Raw genomic sequence first — 17,077 nt, 5'->3', positions numbered from 1 at the left:
GTACACCCTCAGCCCGATGCAACCGGCGGATCTCCGCCCAGTCCTCCACCTTCAGCACCCCTCCTACCTCAGCAGGGGGTCAACTTTCGCGGCCCCCCAGGGGGTCAGTTTTCCGGAGGCTGCGACATCAGTCCGCGGTCGAGATAGAGCCGGTCTTCGGGGACGCCGAGGCCGGCCAGAATCTCCCGCTGAGCGGCGAGGTCCCGGCCGTCGGTCGAGCGGTGGGCGTAGCCCGTGAGGAGACCGGTCACAGCCGAGGGGTGTGCGGATAGCCCCGCTAGTCAACGCTGTTGACGCCCTCGTTCTGAAGTTTTCGATCAAGGGCCGTCGGGAACAGGTCTCGTCGATCTCTCGCGTCACGCTGCACACGAGCTACAAGGCGGGCATCGTGACGTACGGGGGAGAACACCGTGCCTCCCGGCAGGTCGCTAGCGATGGTGGCAGGCGGGACGACTATCACCTGATCCCGCGAGAAATTAATGCCCCACCTACCGACATACGAAGGTCCAGGGCCATCACAACCTGGGGTTCTGATGGCCCTGCAGGGGCCGGTTCGGCGCCGCGGACAGTCGATTCTGGTCGCGGGCCCGCGGTGTCGGTCGGTCGTGCGGTGGCGTGGGCCGTGCGGACAGGGAGCCTGCTGTGCCCGTCCGGTGTCGTGCACAGTCCGTGAAAAGACTCGGATGGGCGGATCCCCTTTGGTGCCAGGAGATCTGACGCCCTGTACGGATGCACGACCATCCAGTTCGATTACGGAAAGTGATGAACGTGGGGCGCAGGTGTCCCCTGGGTGGGCGTCAGACCCCGAGCGGAATCCGGGTCTCCGGTGGCTGTACGGGCAGCGGAAGACGGGGAACGCGGGCCGGCGGGGTGCCCTGGGGGCGGTACTGGCCGCGTTCCACCCGCCAGCCGCGGCGGTTCGCGTGCTCGACGAACCAGGCCAGGGCGCCGGCGCGCTGCTCGGCGTACCGCTGGGCACGCCCGGCCAGCGTTCCGTCGACGCCGAGTCGGGTCGCGACCGCGTCCAGCGCGGCGACCCCCCGGGTCCAGCCGCGGGCGGACCGCCACGCCAGCCCGGCGGCGGCGAGCCTGCGCAGATGCTTGCGGACGGTTGGCGCGGTGTAGCCCACCCGGGCAGCGAGCAGCCCGGAGGGGACGGGGGTTCCGTCCAGCGTGTCGTACAGGCGACCCGCGACCCGGCCCATCCCCCGCCAGGTGAACACGTCGTGGACGGCCTGGCTGGACCAGCGGGTCACCGGCAGCTCCCCGCTGTCGGGATCGGCGAGCGTGCCCGGGTCGACCGCGGCGGGCAGGGCGGTGGGCAGCAGCAGGTGCAGCCGGCGGGCACGCAGCCGCCCCTGCCGGCGGCCGTGCTCGTCCTCCTCACCGATGAGATCCACGCCGGCGGGTTCGTCGACGCGCAGCCATCCAGTCTTGATCAGCCGGCCGATCGCCCGGTCGACTGTGGAGGGCGTGACCGTCGTCCTCTCGGCGATCTGGCGGATGCTCGCGGTCGGGTCCAGCCGGCCCGCCCGGGCGCAGATCTCCCAGAGGGCTTCGAGGACCGCCCGGTCCGACGCCCCGCCCTGACCGCCCCACAGGAACGGCCGGGCGTCCGCGGCCTCCCGCATCGCCGCGATCTCGACCATGGTCTGCGGCAGGTCCGCCGCCGGCGGCCGGTTGCACCAGCGCACGACCGCGTTGCGCCACATGTAGGCGACGCGATGGTCCTGGTCGCCCACCGAGCGGCGGCGGCCGCGGGGATCGCGCACCATCCAGTCGCCGGGTGTGCCGGTGACGTGGGAGATCTCTGCGAGGGCCTGGCGGAGCTCGTCACGAGACCACCCGGAGCCCACCGCCGCCAGCGTCACCGACATCGCCACGGCGCTGCGTCCGTGCGTGAAGTGGCCTTCGGTGTCTCCTCGGGTGAGCAGCCCCGCCATCCGCTTCGACAGGTCGCGGCGGGGCCGGCCCGGAAGTGCCCGCCCCGACCTACCCCAGGCGGCCGCGTCGAACGCGAGCCACGCCTGTCCGGACACGCCGACCGTCCCAGTCCCAGGAGCAGGCAGGACGGGGGAGCGCGGCGGGGTGGCGGGCCTGGTCATCAGCCGGCGGCACCTGCCCGCACCGCCGTGACCAGCACAGACTCGCTCGCCTGGGGGGATCTGTAGTGGGTCCGACGCGCACCGCAGGATGCCCACCCGCGGGCCACTGTCGAGGTGACAAAAGGCGACGGTGGGGGTGCATACCGCACCGAACCGGAAATTTGGCGTCGTGACGCGCCACTAGTTCTTCGGCTGCGGCCGGCTGTCGTGTAACAATGCATGCGTAGTCCAAACGCTAGAGGCTCTGGACCGGCTCGAGTTGGTAGCTCGACCGGGACGATCAAAGGGTTTCTAGTCCTCAAGGAGCAGTACCGCGGGACACCGAGTTGGTCGCTCAGGACCCGCACACACGTAGACGAGGTCGCGCCCTGCCAGGGGTGCGACCTCGTTCTCGTTCTAGCCCGCCATCGGGAGCTCCTCGCCGCCCTGCGGCTGCGGCGAACCGCGCCGGACAGGGCGTGCCTTCGGAGGCGGCGGCACGTCGGACGGGGACAGCCCGAGCAGAGGCGGCGCGGCCTCGAGCACCAGCTTCTCCAGCCATCGGCACATGGTCAGCCCCTGGGCGGCGGCGGCGGCTTTCGCCAGGTCCTCGACTTCGGGCGACGTGCGCCCACGCAGCCATCCGGAGCGCTTCACGGAACGGCGCCCGTGCGTCGGATGCATCGGTGTGCGTGACATGACTGAACCTTCTATCGCACTTAGGTGCGGACACGTCGGACGTGGTGCACCACGAAGCGTGTCGCGTGTCGGGCGTCAATCCGTCGCCCACAGAGTGGGGCAAACAGGTCGCACAGTAGCTCAGGTGTTGTGCGATCGAAGCACGCCGAGCACGGACCTCGACACGTGGAAACACGAAGACCACAGCAAGGGGAACGGACAGCGAGCCACCGAAACGCGACACTGCCGTGCGAACGGGGCATCACGGGCCGACGCCGTGTTCGCGGCAGCGGCCGACCGCAGTCCCTGGACTCCACTGATCACCGGCGGCCACCTGCCGCCACCGACCTGTACGCCCTCGGGATCGTGCCCTACCGGCTCCTGTCCGGCCGCCCGCCGTTCGACCCGAAGCAGCCTCTGTAGGCGCTGTGGCACCAGCAGCTGACCGAGCCACCCCCGCCTGCCAGTCCCATATGCCTCAGCCGCGCCGACGTCCCCGCCGACGGCTGCTGGCCGCTGCTGGTGCCGTTTCCTGACCCTGCTGGTCGCCCTCACCGTCATCGTCACCACCACTAACCCCGATCCGGCTTCCGTCAGCCTGGTCGGCGAGCCGCTGACCGGTCATACCGACGTGGTCGAGTCGGTGGCGTTCTCCCCGGACGGGAAGACCCTCTCCACCGCCTCCGCCGACAGGACAGTGCGGCTGTGGAGGGTGGAATAGCATCCTGTCGCTGTCGCCGGTCGGTTCTGGTGCCCGGTGGATCTCAGCGCTACCCGCCGTGTCTCCGGCGGGCGTCCGGCAGGGGCCCGTTCCGACATTCGTCGTCGAGCATGCGGAACCGCTGCGGCGGGTCGCGGGCGTAGGGAAAATCTGGCTTTCAGGGGGCGTCGCGCGGGGCCGGGTGCTGGCTCCGCGCGACGCACCCGCGTTCTCCGCCGCGGCGGCCGCGTCCCCAGGCGAACCAGGCCGCGCGGCGGCTCCCCGGCCGCGGTCGCGCCACCGGCGGCCTCCTGCTTGCAGTCGCGCGAGCAGAACCCGTCCGCTCCGACGATCGGCACCAGGATCTCCTCGACACACCAATCTCACACGATGAGCATCAGGCGATCATCGCCCAGCGAGGGTTCCTTCCCCCACCGCGGACCACAGCCGGCCCAGGCTGTCGGAGCTGGCAGCGGTCCCGTCCCACCGGATGTCAGCCTGCCCGGGAGCGCAGGGTGGCGATGTCGTCGTGGGTGGGATAGGTCTCCGTCCCGGGGAAACCGACCGTCCAGCCGGCGACCAGGACCGCCCGGTCGATCGCGTCGTCCGGGTCGCCGGAGCGCAGCCAGTAGTGCAGGAAGCCGGCGAACAGCGCGTCGCCGGCGCCGGTGGTGTCCCGCACCCCGAAGGGCGCGACGGCCGGAACGGCACGCGGCGGCTTCCCGGGCAGGAAGCGTGCGCAGCCGGCCGCTCCGAGGCCGACGACCACGACCCGCGCCCGGCCGAGCGCGAAGACGTCCCGGGCGAAGCGCTCCGCGGGGACGGTGAGGTTCTCTCCCGAGCAGAAGACGACCGTCGCCCGTTCCACCCAGTCCCGGGCGTAGGCGTCCTGCAGCCCTGGGGTTGCCTGTAGGTCCACCGCGATGGGAACACCCGCCTCGGCCGCGATCGGGAGAAGCCCCCGTGCGAAGCCGATGGTGGAGATCGCCGCGGCCCGCGCCCCGGGGAGAAGAGCCGCGAACACCGCCGGCGGGTAGGGGAACCCGGGAAGATCCTTCAGGTCGGTGCTGATCTGCCGGCGCCCGTCCGGGGCGACGAGCACCGCGGACTGCGCGGTGTGTTCGTCCTCGACGACACCGGCTCCGGCCAGCCCCGCCCGTCCCAGCTCGTCCCGCACCAGTACACCCGCCGCGTCCCGGCCGACGACGGTCGCCAGCCGCACCGGGCGACCCAGCCCGCTCAGGGCCCGCGCCACGTTGTAGCCCACCCCCGACACCCCCAGCCGCAGCCCGTGCGGCAGGTAGCGGACGGACGCCTGGGTGACGGGAAAGCCATCCACCGGAATCGTCTGCTGGGCGTTGACCACACCCACGACGACCACCGGAGAATCCACCATCAGCAGCCTGTCACCAAGCCCGTCCACCATCAGCGCCCGGGGCCGGGACCGCGGCTGGGGCCGGGCGCGGCGGAACAGCAGGGCCCGGGGCGGTAGCCCACTCCTGGCTGGCCGGTGCTGTCACGGTCCGCCCGGAGAATCCACCTCCGTGATCGTGACGTCCTCGGGTCGAGGGTCACGTCCGAGAACGAGACGATGGTGTTCACGGCCATGCTGGACGCAGGTCGGCAGACGCACCTCGCCGTACACGGGGGACCGGTCGCCCGGCAGGGGGCTGTCCGCCGGCACCGAACCGCGCGCCGGTTCCGTACACCGGCTCACACCGCACTTGCCATCGTCTGTCATGAAGCATGATTCTCCACGACCGTCACCTGGATCGTCGGCCCGTGGGCAGGCGGCCGCGGTCGACCACCCGTTTCGAGGAGCATGCTTTGGGAGACGTCGGGCCCGCTCAGAGCAGGCGGTATCCGGGTGCTGCCGGGCTGCACGGCCCTGTCTGGCTGGACAGGCTGAAGTTCGTCCACTCGGGTCCGGGATTCAGGATCGAGGGCAGCTGTTCGGGTTGGAGCGTGAGCGTCCGCTGCTGGCCCGGCTGGAAGAGGTAGCAGCCGTCGCCGTAGTAGGCAGCCGCCTCGGTGAGGCTCAGGTTCCAGATCTCCGCGGATGCGACGAGGGTCGCCGCCGAGGAGGCGTGGTTGACGACCACGACGTGGGCGACGGTCACCGCGTCCGCGTTCGCCGCCAGGGTCACCGAGACGACTTCCATCGCGTCGGTGAACGACTCGGACGGGCCGCCCGACGGCGGGGCCCAGCCGTCGACGAACGGCGTCCGGATCTGCCGCGCCGGGGTCGCGGCAGGCGGCATGGTCACGGGGTCGTTCTCCGTCTCGGCGGACGGGTCACCGAGAAAAGTGGCTGCCGATGGGGTGGGCGTGACGTCGCGCGCACGCAGTACCGCCGCCATGGTCGGGCTCAGGCTCGGGCCGGTCGAGACCGCGGCGGTCGAGGTGCCCTCGACCGTGGCCACGAGGCCGGCGCCGGTCGCCGGGCTGGCGGCCGCCCGGCAGTCCGTGTAGAGATCGGCGAGGGTCCGGGTGAGCTGGTCCGGACGGTTCACCGACTGCCCGGGCTGATCCAGCCAGGAGCCGACCAGGACCATGTTCTGGCAGCGGACACTGTCCTGCCCGAAGGCCCCGCCGTACCGCTCGAACCACCGCTGCCACACCTCGGCGTCGCCGGCGGACGTGAAGCGCCAGACGTCGAGACCCTCGGCGCCCGCGGGAAAGTAGACCGATCCTTCGCCCGACGCGGCGACCGCGTGCCCCGCCGCGGAGACGGAGGGGTCGGGAGTCTGGAGGTCGACAAGCGTGAAAGGGTCCTCCCGCAGGTCGGTGACGACGTCGAGTGACAGCGCGTCCGCGAGGTCCTGGGCGACCAGGTAGGGGTCGTTCGGCATCGCTCCGCCCCCAGCCGCCTGCGCCCCGCCGGGATCAGCTCCGCATCCGGCCGCCGTGACCACGGCCAGGGCGGCCAGCGCCGCGCCGGCCAGCCGCCCCACCAACGTCGATCGTGGCCGGACGCCGAAACTCCTCCGGTCCGAACACAGCAATGACGATCTTTCCACGTGCCCCCGCCCCCGTGTCTCGCCCGGCTCACCGCCGAACCAGGCGACGCTACCGGACGATCAACCACCAGCTCGGAGGTAGTACGCGAGTCGGTGGATTCCGGCACCCGCCGCGGCCTGGTCGTTCATGGCTGCTGCAAGGCTGTGTCGCATGGATGCGCAGGTATGCCCCTTCCACTCCGACGAGTTCGTCCGACCCGCGCGGATGGGCGACGGCTCGTGGCTGTTCGTCTGCGAGGTGGGGCGCGGGCATCCCCAGCCGGGCCCGCACCGCTGGCTGGTGGCCGCCCCGCAGGCCGCCGGGCAACCCGGGTTGGGCGGGTTGGCGGAGGAGTTCGGCCTGGACGTCGAGCTGCCCGCCGCGCTCGCCGAGCACCGGGGCCGATGGGTGGAGTACGGCCTGGTGGAGCGGGCGTACGCGCGTCGCCGACCGGAGGACTTCGCGCGCCTGGTGACGCACTACGGGCATCGGGAGCTGGCGCCCAGCCAGTACACGGTGTCGGCGTTCCTGGCGCACACGCTCGGCCGGCTGGCGAAAGGCGGTTCGGTGGCGTTGCGGTTCGGGCCTGCGACCGGCCGCTGGTCGTACAACTCGACGATCTCCTGGTGGACGCTGCTCCCGTCCCCGGACTGGACCGAGCGGCTCTCCTGGGCCGACGCGGACCTGGAGATCGACTACCTGCCGACACACCAGCGCTGAGACCCACCCCATCCCACCGAGGCACCGAGGAGTACCCCGTGACCCGGCCCGAGGAGCCCGCGGAGACGGCCAGCGAACGTGGACGCAGGATCATCGACATCCTGTGCGCGCACGGCGCGCGGCTGGGTTTCGAGGTGGCCCGCGAGTACCCGGTTCAGGGCGGCCGGCTCGACGTCGTCTGGCTGGCGGCCCAGGGCCTGGCGATACCGGGGTTCGAACGCCCGCTGCCGGTGGTCGGCTTCGAGGTGGAGTCGAGCTGGCGGACGCGCAAGCACATCAAGGGCGACTACCTGAACCTCGCCGATCTGAGCGCCGGCCTCGGGGTCATCGTCCTGCTCGGGGATGGCGAGGAGGTGGAGGCGACCCGCCGGTTCGCCGCGACCCTCGTCGACCGTCCCGGACCGCGGATCCTCGTCTGGTCCGAGCAGGACGTCCACCGGCTCGCCACGCACGACCCGCGGGCGCCGGGCCTGGCACCGGACGATGCCGGCCCGGCGCCGGCCGGCGGCCAGCCCGCCGCCGACGACGGCGGCGGAACCCCGCGGGTGCAGACGAACAGCCACGCCGGGAAGTACCGCGCCTTGTGGGCCTGGCTCCGTGCCCAGACCGCGGATCGCCTCCCCAGCACCTTCGCCGAGATCGAGGAGATCATCGGCCTGCCCCTGCCGCCGTCGTCCCGACGTCACCCTGCCCATTGGCACGGATTCGAAGGCAGCGCCGTGGCACGCGCGATCCGCGACGCCGGCTGGACGGTCAGAGACCTCGACATCCCGCACGAGAGACTGACCTTCGTCCGCCTGCAGTAATGCAGGCCACCACCCGGGGGGACTCCTTGGTGCAGTAACCCCCACCTGGGGCAACCCAGATACCGAGGTCGTACACCGAGTATTGACGATTCACCCGCGCGGCCGTTCCCCTGGAGTGATTCAGCCATCGATCGACCGCTGCCAGCCTGATGTCAGGCTGATTCGTTGGTGGAGAGTGCGCTGGACGGCTGACGGTCATGGTGGTGGCCGTCGTGGGCTGGTGCGCGGCGGGGTGGGTACGGCCGGTAGTGTCACGGAGCGTGACTCTCGATCGGTGGCGGGATCGGTACGCGCTGCGTGCCCAGGGGATGATCGCGAGCGAGGTTCGGGCGTTGTTCGCGGTGGCATCCCGTCCCGAGATCGTGTCGCTCGCCGGGGGAATGCCCCCGGTCGACGTCCTTCCGTTGGAGGCGTTCGCGGCGACGGTGTCGGAGCTGGTGTTGAGCCGGGGTGCGGTGGCGCTGCAGTACGGTTCGGCGCAGGGTGATCCGGGGTTGCGGGCGCGGATCTGTGACGTGATGGCGATGGAGGGCATCACCGACGCCCGTCCCGATGACGTGGTGGTGACCGCCGGGTCGCAGCAGGCGTTGGACCTGCTGACCCGGGTGTTCATCGACCCGGGCGACGTCGTGGTCACCGAGGGGCCGACCTACGTCACGGCGATCAACACGTTCGCGGCCTACGAGGCGCGGATCGTGCACGTGCCGATGGACGGCGACGGCCTGTCACCGGACGCGCTCGCGGAGACGTTGGGCCGGCTGGCGGCCGAGGGTGCCCGGGTGAAGCTACTCTACACGGTGCCGACGTTCCAGAACCCTGGAGGGATCACACTGACGGGCCCCCGGCGGGCCGAAGTGATCGAGATCTGCCGGCGCGCGGGGGTGCTCGTGGTCGAGGACAACCCGTACGGCCTGCTGTCGTTCACCGGTGAGCCGGTGCGGGCGATGCGCGCCGACGCCCCGGACGACGTGGTCTACCTGGGATCGTTCTCGAAGACGCTGGCGCCCGGGCTGCGGGTCGGGTGGGCGCTTGCCCCGCCGGCGGTGACGGCGCGGCTGGTGTTGGCGGCGGAGTCGGCGATCCTGTCACAGTCGATGTTCACCCAGCTGGCGGTCGAGCGGTACCTGGCGACCCAACCGTGGGCGGAGCAGGTGAAAGCGTTCCGGGAGATGTACCGGGAACGCCGCGACGCCATGCTCGACGCCCTGGACGAGGCGATGCCACCCGGCGCGACCTGGACCCGCCCCGACGGCGGATTCTTCGTCTGGTTGACGCTGCCGGACGGGGTGAACACCAAGGCGATGCTGCCGCGGGCGATCGCCGCCCGGGTCGCCTACGTTCCCGGGATCGGGTTCTACGCCGACGGGTCGGGCGGCACCAGCATGCGGCTGTCGTACTGCTACCCGCCGCCGGAACGCATCCGCGAGGGGGTCGGCCGCCTCGGCGCGGTCGTACGCGACGAGCTGGATCTTCGTGACACCTTCGCTTCCCGCCCCTCCCGTCCCTCTCCTCCCTGATGTGCTCGACCCTCCCGTCCCTAATGTGCTCGACACCGTGAAGGGCGCGACGATGACCGACCTGGGCCGTGTGCTGATCCTCGCCGGCGGGTTGTCACCCGAGCGGGAGGTCTCCCTGCGTTCGGGGGAACGGCTGCGCGACGCGCTGACCCGCATCGATGTCGAGGCCGAACTGGCCGACGTCGACGCCGCGACACTGCCGGCGCTGGCGGCCGACCCACCCGACGTGGTGTTCCCGGTACTGCACGGGACGTCCGGTGAGGACGGCACGATCCGCGAGGTGCTGGATCTGTACGACCTGCCCTACGTCGGCGCCCTGCCCCCGGCCTGCCGGATGGCGTTCGACAAGGCGACGGCGAAGGCGGCCGTCGCCGCCGCGGGGGTGGCGACACCGGCGGCGGTGACACTGCCCCGGGAGGCGTTCCACGACCTGGGGGCCGCCGCGCTGATCGAACGGATCGTCGCCCGGCTGGGACTGCCCGTCGTGGTGAAGCCGCGGGCGGGCGGGTCGGCGTTCGGGGTCAGCCGGGTCGACGACGCGGGCGGACTCGCCGAGGCCCTGATGAGCTGCTTCGGCTACCACGACTCGGCGCTGATCGAACAGGCCGTCACCGGGGTCGAGATCGCCGTCGGCGTCCTCGACAGCGGTGAGGGGCCGGTCGCGTTGCCGGTTGTCGAGATCGAGCCGGTGGCAGGGGTCTACGACTACGCGGCCCGGTACACCGCGGGCGCGACCTCGTTCTTCACCCCGGCGCGCCTGGGTGGGGAGGTGCTGCGCGCCGCCGCCGAGGCCGCGGTGACGGCGCATCGTGCACTGGGGCTGCGGGACCTGTCCCGCACCGACATGATCATCGACGGTGACGGTGTGGCGCAGTTCCTGGAGGTGAACGTGGCCCCGGGCATGACCGACACCAGCACCTGGCCGATGGGCCTGCACGCCGCCGGTCTCGACCTCGCGGTGGTCTGCCGCGATCTGGCGGCCCGCGCACGCGACCGCCATGACACCCCTCCCAGGTGATCATTACTGTCACTCGGCGGCGATACACCGCCGCTCTGACCCGCGGCGCGGCGGACACCGCTGCGAGGTCACCGGTCAGCCGATCGTCCGTGATGACACCGCCGCCTGGCCCACCACGCCCGTCACCGCCGAGAACCGACCAGCGGCCCGCTGACGTGTTCACGACGGTCCGCCGCTGATCAGAAGTGGTGCCCTGACCCGGTCCGGCCCGCGGGCTGTCGCAGGCCGCTGGCATCCTGGGGGCGTGGAGACTCCGGCAGACGACCTCGCGCCCCGTCCACCTGCTGCGCCGGCCGCGGCGACCAAGACGGCCGTGGTGGCCGCCGCGGAGGTGCCGCGGGCGCCGGAGGAGCGGGCGGCGTACTACCGGGCGCGGGCCGCGGAGGCGATGGTGCGTGCCCGTGCCCTGGTGGGGCAGCCATGGACGTCGGATCCGGGGCTGCGGGTGCAGGTCGAGGCGATCCTCGCGCTGTCGCCGCAGGACAGGCTGCGAGAGCTGGAGGAGGAGGCCGAAACGCTGTCGGCCATCCGCCCCGTCGGGCGGCGGTAGCCCGACGGTGGCCAAGTTCAAGCTCCGCGGCCTGCTGCAGCGCCTGGCCGACCATCAGGTGAACTACGTGATCGTCGGTGGGGTCGGGGCCCGGCTCCAAGGCAGCCCGAACATCACCAACGACCTCGACATCGTCCCCGAACCCACCCCGGAGAACCTCGCCCGGCTCGCGGCCGCGCTCTCCGGGCCGTCGACGACGAAGAAGAACGTCGACTCCACCGAGTACACCCCACACCCGATCGTGGAACCCGCCGAGTTCTACACCGACTACATGGCCATGTACACGACATCCGCCGGCGCGATCGACGTCCTGATCGAACTTCCCGGGGTCGGTCCCTACGACGCGCTGTGCCGCGAGGCCCGCAGCTACGAACTGCCCGACTACGGCCTGACTCTGCACGTAGCCAGCCTGGGACACATCATCCGCTCGAAGGAGACCGCGGCACGAAGCAAGGACTTTCTCGTCCTGCCCGGCCTCTACGAGGCCGCCACCCGCCTCACCGAACAGGGCGACAGCTACGAGCTCGAAGCCACCGCCCTCACCGTCGACGTCCCGCCCGCCGGTTCGGACGACGACCCTCTGGGCTCGGGGTAGTCCTTCGGACCTCTCGGCCGCAGTGGGGCCGCCCAAGGACGGCGAGCAGTAGCCCGCCGCGCCGACGATCGGTACGAGGATCTCCTCGACGCACCAGCCGCACACCAGGAGCACCGCGGCATCATGACCGGTGCCGACCGCGCCGCCGGGCGGCGTCCACCTGTGGAACATGTGACGGTGGCGTTCAGCGAACGAGGCTGCGAACGGTCGTCGTCCCGCCGATCAGCGGTTTGTCGTCGGGGCCCTTGAGGTACGGGCCTCGGTAGATCACCTTGTGCCGCTGCTCGCTGGGGTACCACTGGCGGACCCTGTGCATCCGCACCACCCAGCGGTGCTGCCAGTCCCTGCCCTGCCCATGCCCGGCCCGCGGCTGGTCGATCCGGCGCAGACGCACCACCCGCACCTGCGGGGACACCCCGGCCCGGTCGGCGAGTACCTGGGCGCTGTGGTTGACCTCCGCGACGTCCATCTCGGCGATCCGCTGCTCGCACAGCCGCCAGAACGCGTACAGGAAGCGCGGCATGAGCGAGTCGTCCGCGTCGACGAGAGCACCGCCGGGGGTGTACTCACCGACGACCCGGTCCTCGTCGAACCCCTGCGCCTGCCGGAGCTGCCGGTGGCGCGCGACGGTCTGGCGGGCCGCGGCGACGAACCTGTCCAGGGCCTCAGGTGAGCTCTCCCGTCCGCTGCGGAAAGGCAGGCAGCGGCCCGCGTCGAGCAGCAGCGGCGGCAGCGGGGTGCCCCGGGCCCGGGCCAGGGCGGCGAATTCCAGAAAACTGTCGGGGCGGACCGGGCCGTGGGTGTCGTGGAAGGACGACATCCGCACCGCCGGATCCTCCTGCAGCCCCCCACCGTGGCGGACGGGCAGGATGTGCGCGGCCGGCGTCCGCCACGCGAACGCCCGCAGGTCGGACAGCTCCCCGCCGACCGCGGTCGTCACCAGGGGGTGGGGCAGCACTACCAGCCCGGTCGGACTGGGCAGGTCATCGGGATCGACCAGCCGCAGGTCCTCGATCGTCAGCGACTCGGCCGCCGCGACCACGACGTCGCACATCTGCGGGGACAGAACGTACAGGTCGGCTTCGGTGAGGTGGCGTGCCTCGTCGGTGAGCACCATCTCCACCGTCTCCGCCCAGGTGCGCGGGTAGGGCGGGCGGTAGCCCATGCCTCCGAACAGCAGCGCGGCCGCGGCGTCCCGACTCCCGGTGTGCGTCTCGTGTACCTGGTATGCGCTCACGAGGCGGTTGAGGTGCCAGCCGCGGGCGATCGGGGCGTGGGCGAGGAAGTCGATCGTGGCAATCCGCGCCTCCCGCGCGGCGCGCGCCGCACCCGCCTGGGTCCAGCCCCGCGTCTTCTTCTTCGCGACCACGCCGCCCTCCCCGGGAGAGTGGGACCGTGACGCACAGTACGGGACGCCCTGGTCACTCAGTCGGTCTTTGGTCATCTTTGTCGCCGGGTCTACGGTGACCGGCATGGTCCTGTCGTCGGCTCTGTCCGACTTCGAGGTGGCCGGCCGGCGGGTTTTCGTCAGTACGGGCGAGAAGACGCAGACCGTCAACGTATGCACGCCGGCGAACAGGCGCGGCGAGTACGAGGTCCGATACCACCTGCCCGCCGCGGCGCGGATCGCGGCCGAGGACCTGCCGCAGCTCGCGAGCCTGACGCAGCTGGAGGACTGGCTGCTCAGCGTGCGCAGCGCCCGGCGGGAAAGCCCGGCCGGCGCCCCGCTCCCCCTGCCGAGCGTGCCGGCCGCGGCGGCGACGGAGCCGTGGCTCGCCGCCGTGATCCCGCTGGTGGAGCGGGCGATCGACACACTGGTCGACGACTTCGTCGCGCATCCCTACCGGCACCGGGTCGAGCACTCCCTGCACCTTGCGCTGTTCCGCGGCCTCGTCGAGAACACCGAACTCGACATCCTCACCCCGATCGGCACCTCGGGATCGCGGACTGGTCTGGTGCACAAGGAGTGGCCCATGCCGGCCGGCGACCACGACCGGCGCGGACTGTTCGACCTGGCGCTGCTCACCCCCGACCAGCTCGCCGCCGCCAGCCTCGACCAGTTCCGGCAGGGACGGATCGTCCCGCCCATCGCCATCGAACTGGGCCTCGACTACGGGCACGCACACCTCCTCCAGGACCTCGCCGGCCTCGTCGGGAGCGGAGTGCCGTACGGCTACGTCGTGCACCTCAGCCGACTGGCCGCGGCGAAGGAGAAAGCCGAGATCGAGGCGCTCGTCCACGCCACCCACCCGAACGTCGGGATCGCCTACGCCCACCTGCCGACCGACGGCACGGCCACCGTCAGACACCTGCGCGACGCACCGGTCGCCGGGATCGCCTGAGACGGACAGGCCATGAAGAAGCCCGGGGCGGGCCATAACGGTCATACGGCGGATGGCCGAGTCTGAGCTGGCGCTGGGCTGTAGACGTCCAGCGCCAGCCGGGCTCACGCACCACGTCACGGATCTTCGGATCCGTGACGTGGATCGATGTGCCACGTGCCTGGCTTGTTGCATTTCGTGGCAATCTGTGCGGCTATGAGCACGATCGACTACCACGCAGGGTGGAGTGCCGCCCGCTCCTCCCATGCTTGTTGACCGGCGGCGGGTGGAGAAGGCACTGCCTGGCTACCGGGTCGGGGAATGGCTGGGGTCGGGGCAGTTCGGGCTGGTGCTGGCCGCCCGTCACCGCCGTCTACGCCGTCCGGTCGCGGTCAAGGTGATGGAGGCCAAAGACCCCGACGGACAGACCGGTAACCCATCCACCGAAGGGCAGACCGACAACTCCGCTGCCACAGAACAGACCGACGACTCCGCGGCTGAAGGGCGGATCCTGGCCACCCTCGACCACCCCCACGTGGTCCGGATCTTCGAATACGTCGAGGCCCAGGGTCTGTGCCTGGTCGTGATGGAACTCCTCGCCGGCGGGACCCTGACCCACAGGCGGGCCACCCTGACCTCCCCGCAGGCCTGCGCGGTCGGCCTGGCCGTAGCCGCCGCGCTGGAGCACGCACACACCCGCGGGGTGCTGCACCGCGACATCAAAGCCGACAACATCCTGTTCGCCGCCGACGACACGGTGAAAGTCACCGACTTCGGCATCGCGAAGATCTTCGACGGGTCCGCCGCCAGCGCCAGTAACCGGGCCGGCACCCCGACGTACATGGCCCCCGAACAGATCACCGGCGGCCGCCTGAGCCCCGCCACAGACCTCTACGCCCTCGGGATCGTCCTCTACCAGCTCCTCGCCGGAGCCCCGCCGTTCGACCCCCGACAGCCCCTCCAGACCCTGTGGCACCAGCACCTGAACGACCCACCCCCGCCCCTGCACGGCGTTCCCACCGACCTTGCCGCGGTGGTGCTGCGGGCCCTGGCGAAAATGCCCGCCGACCGGCAGCCCAGCGCCGCCGCGTTCGCGCGCGACCTCGCCCGCGCCGCCACCCATGCCTACGGCGCCGGCTGGACCACCCGGACAGGAATACCGCTGCACCTCGACGACACCCTCCGCCGCGTCATCGATCACCAACCACCCACCACTGCCCACGCTGAGGAGAAGGAACAGGCACGGGTGGAGGGAGACCACGGGGAAATACCTTTCCTCCCCACCTGGGACCTGCCCCCCGAGGCCCGGGGCCTCACCGGCAGCCGGTACCCCGCGCCACCACGGCGCCGGAACTGGTCCAGGATCACCAGACCGCGTGGTGTCGGTGCTTCGGTCGCGGCAGCCATCCTGGCGGTGTCGCTGCTGTCCTGGCGTCTCCTGCCCACCGGCACCCCACCCAGCGCCGAAACGATCTCCCTACGGCTCGCCACCGAAGCGACCGGCATCGCCGCCGACCAGACCGCTCTCGCCCGCCGGCTGGCCGTGGCGGCCTACCGCACCGCGCCCACCCCCCAGGCCCGCACCGCCGTCCTGCGCCTGCTCACCACCGAGCAGCCCGCGGCCACCCTCGTCGGCCCCACCGGCCCCAGCGGCGATGTGACGTTCAGCCCGGACGGAACCCTGCTCGCCACCAGCAACGGCGACCTGGCCGCCCTGGTGTGGGACGCCACCGCCCGTGGTGAGGTTCGGCCCCGGGCCACCCTTACCGGCCTCGCCAGCCTCATCGGGAACATGGTGTTCAGCCCGGACGGGACCCTGCTCGCCATCACCAGCGGCGACCAAACCGCCCGGGTGTGGGACATCGCCGCCCAGGGCGAGGTTCGGCCCCGGGCCACCCTCACCGGCCGCGCCCTGGATGTGGTGTTCAGCCCGGACGGGACCCTGCTCGCCACCAGAGGCAGTGAACTTCAAACCACCCGTATATGGGACGCCACCGCCCAGGGCGAGGCCCAGCCACGCGCCGCCCTCACCGGCCCCCCTGGCTGGATCGTCGCCGACGTCTGGGATGCGGCGTTCAGCCCGGACGGGACCCTGCTCGCCACCAACAGCTGGGACGGGACGACCGTCCAGATGTGGGATGCCACCGCCCGGGGCGAGGTCCAGCCACGCGTCACCCTCACCAGCCCCACCACCCGCGGCACCACCGACCGCACCGTCAGCCCGGGGTCGAACAGTGTGGTGTTCAGCCCGGACGGGACCCTGCTCGCCACCAGCGGCGTGGACGGAGTCGTCCAGGTGTGGGACGCCACCGCCCGTAGCGGGGCCCGACCGCTGGCCACCCTCACCGGCCACACCCGCGACGTTCAGAACGTGGTGTTCAGCCCGGACGGGACCCTGCTCGCCACCGCCAGCCTGGACGGAACCGCCCGCCTGTGGGACGCCACCATCCATGGCGAGGCCCGACCGCTGGCTACCCTCACCGGCCACATCGGCAACGTTCAGGATGTGGTGTTCAGCCCGGACGGAACACTGCTCGCCACCAGCAGCGACGACGGAACCACCCGGATGTGGGACGTTGCCGCCCGTGGCGAGGTCCGGCCGCTGGTCACCCTCCCCGGCCACGTCGGCCCCACCCGCGGTGTGGCGTTCAGCCCGGACGGGACCCTGCTCGCCACCGCCAGCCCGGACACGACCGCCAAGCTGTGGGACGTGAACGCCGGCCGGCTGGCCGCAGCGGCCTGCGCCAGGGAGACAGACCGACTCACCGAAGCCGAGTGGAAGGCCGCCCTGCCCAAGATCCCCTACAGCCCACCCTGCCCCTGAGCCAGAATGATCATCCTTCCGGAGACAGCGGCACAAGGGCACGGATCTCACTGCCGCGTGCCTCCTGAGACCTCCTTCGTGGAAGCCGCGGAGGCGGCGGGGACCAGGGGCCTCGAACGACAGCGTCCCCCGGCATGTCGCCGACGCCGGCGAGCTGGGCGATCAGGGCCTCCGCGGGCGTGACCATCGTCCAGATGTCCGGCAGGTCCCAGCGCCGGGACCCCTCCCGGGCCCGGGCGCGCACCCTGGAACCGGCACGATCGC

Annotated in this window: 14 protein-coding genes and 1 pseudogene; 9 read left to right on the top strand and 6 right to left on the bottom strand. The window is 71.5% G+C overall.

The window, feature by feature from the left end:
- Positions 1-104: 104 nt before the first annotated feature.
- From AB1460_RS24670 to AB1460_RS24660, 3 genes are all read right to left on the bottom strand, one after another.
- Positions 105-251 (bottom strand): hypothetical protein, encoded by a 147-nt coding sequence (locus AB1460_RS24670; RefSeq protein WP_368964473.1) that lies wholly within the window; start codon positions 249-251, stop codon positions 105-107.
- Positions 252-797: 546 nt separating this feature from the next.
- On the bottom strand, positions 798-2,039 hold the full coding sequence (locus tag AB1460_RS24665; protein WP_368964471.1) for a winged helix-turn-helix domain-containing protein: 1,242 nt from the start codon (positions 2,037-2,039) through the stop codon (positions 798-800).
- Positions 2,040-2,501: 462 nt separating this feature from the next.
- Complete coding sequence (locus AB1460_RS24660) at positions 2,502-2,783, bottom strand: hypothetical protein (RefSeq protein ID WP_368964469.1); 282 nt, start codon at positions 2,781-2,783, stop codon at positions 2,502-2,504.
- Positions 2,784-3,363: 580 nt separating this feature from the next.
- Between AB1460_RS24660 and AB1460_RS38405 the strand changes: the two are divergent.
- Positions 3,364-3,483, top strand: a pseudogene (locus AB1460_RS38405) (WD40 repeat domain-containing protein); the annotation flags it as partial.
- A gap of 472 nt (positions 3,484-3,955) precedes the next feature.
- Here AB1460_RS38405 and AB1460_RS24650 read toward each other — a convergent pair.
- Positions 3,956-4,858: a carbohydrate kinase family protein gene (locus tag AB1460_RS24650; RefSeq protein WP_368964467.1), complete on the bottom strand. Its 903-nt coding sequence runs from the start codon at positions 4,856-4,858 to the stop codon at positions 3,956-3,958.
- A gap of 451 nt (positions 4,859-5,309) precedes the next feature.
- A complete protein-coding gene (locus AB1460_RS24645; RefSeq protein ID WP_368964465.1) occupies positions 5,310-6,419 on the bottom strand; it encodes a hypothetical protein in 1,110 nt (369 codons plus the stop codon).
- Between the two features lie 214 nt (positions 6,420-6,633).
- Between AB1460_RS24645 and AB1460_RS24640 the strand changes: the two genes are divergently transcribed.
- From AB1460_RS24640 to AB1460_RS24615, 6 genes are all read left to right on the top strand, one after another.
- Complete coding sequence (locus tag AB1460_RS24640) at positions 6,634-7,182, top strand: hypothetical protein (protein WP_368964463.1); 549 nt, start codon at positions 6,634-6,636, stop codon at positions 7,180-7,182.
- Between the two features lie 38 nt (positions 7,183-7,220).
- Complete coding sequence (locus AB1460_RS24635) at positions 7,221-7,988, top strand: DUF7662 domain-containing protein (RefSeq protein WP_368964461.1); 768 nt, start codon at positions 7,221-7,223, stop codon at positions 7,986-7,988.
- Positions 7,989-8,296: 308 nt separating this feature from the next.
- Positions 8,297-9,505 carry a PLP-dependent aminotransferase family protein gene (locus AB1460_RS24630; RefSeq protein ID WP_368964477.1) on the top strand — a complete coding sequence of 403 codons (1,209 nt, stop codon included), beginning with the start codon at positions 8,297-8,299 and terminating at the stop codon, positions 9,503-9,505.
- Positions 9,506-9,557: 52 nt separating this feature from the next.
- Positions 9,558-10,523, top strand: coding sequence for a D-alanine--D-alanine ligase family protein (locus AB1460_RS24625; protein ID WP_368964459.1), 966 nt, complete (start codon positions 9,558-9,560; stop codon positions 10,521-10,523).
- Positions 10,524-10,767: 244 nt separating this feature from the next.
- On the top strand, positions 10,768-11,073 hold the full coding sequence (locus AB1460_RS24620; protein WP_368964457.1) for a hypothetical protein: 306 nt from the start codon (positions 10,768-10,770) through the stop codon (positions 11,071-11,073).
- A gap of 7 nt (positions 11,074-11,080) precedes the next feature.
- Positions 11,081-11,668 carry a hypothetical protein gene (locus AB1460_RS24615; RefSeq protein WP_368964455.1) on the top strand — a complete coding sequence of 196 codons (588 nt, stop codon included), beginning with the start codon at positions 11,081-11,083 and terminating at the stop codon, positions 11,666-11,668.
- A 184-nt stretch (positions 11,669-11,852) separates the two neighbouring features.
- On the opposite strand, the gene AB1460_RS24610 is transcribed toward AB1460_RS24615, so the two are convergent.
- Positions 11,853-13,142, bottom strand: a complete 1,290-nt coding sequence (locus AB1460_RS24610; protein ID WP_368964453.1) for a hypothetical protein — start codon at positions 13,140-13,142, stop codon at positions 11,853-11,855.
- Here AB1460_RS24610 and AB1460_RS24605 point away from each other — a divergent pair.
- Entirely contained in the window at positions 13,141-14,010 is an 870-nt protein-coding gene (locus AB1460_RS24605) for a hypothetical protein (RefSeq protein ID WP_368964451.1), read from the top strand. The genes AB1460_RS24610 and AB1460_RS24605 overlap by 2 nt on opposite strands.
- 244 nt (positions 14,011-14,254) lie before the next feature.
- A complete protein-coding gene (locus AB1460_RS24600) occupies positions 14,255-16,813 on the top strand; it encodes a WD40 repeat domain-containing serine/threonine protein kinase (protein ID WP_368964449.1) in 2,559 nt (852 codons plus the stop codon).
- Positions 16,814-17,077 lie beyond the last annotated feature (264 nt).

Origin of the sequence: Parafrankia sp. FMc2 (assembly GCF_041008525.1) — a bacterium.
Classification (GTDB): Bacteria; Actinomycetota; Actinomycetes; order Frankiales; family Frankiaceae; genus Parafrankia.
Note: the sequence above shows the minus strand (reverse complement) of the source record. Positions and strands in the feature narration are given on the sequence as shown.